This is a genomic window from Psychromonas aquatilis (assembly GCF_038155185.1).
Lineage (GTDB): Bacteria > Pseudomonadota > Gammaproteobacteria > Enterobacterales > Psychromonadaceae > Psychromonas > Psychromonas aquatilis.
In genome coordinates this window covers 1-221 of the sequence record NZ_JBAKAZ010000328.1, presented here as the reverse complement: position 1 = coordinate 221, position 221 = coordinate 1, and the positions used below count along the sequence as shown (strand labels likewise).

Annotated in this window: 1 pseudogene; it reads left to right on the top strand. The window is 44.8% G+C overall.

Going from position 1 to position 221, the window contains the following annotated elements:
• Positions 1–221: pseudogene (locus V6256_RS15725) on the top strand (MFS transporter); the annotation flags it as partial.

Here is a 221-nt window from a genome sequence, read left to right as displayed (position 1 = left end):
TTTATTATGCGCAAGCTTTATTTCATAGCTTAGCGGAAGTATTTGGTACCTCAATCGGCTCCACGGGGTTAATTATTACCATGACCCAGTTGGGTTATGTGTTAGGGGTAGTGCTATTAGTGGCGCTTGGTGACCTTCTTGAACGACGTCGTTTAATTACCATTGTTACCGCAGGTTCAGCAATTGGATTAGCAGGTGCAGCAATGTCTACTGGGATTGGC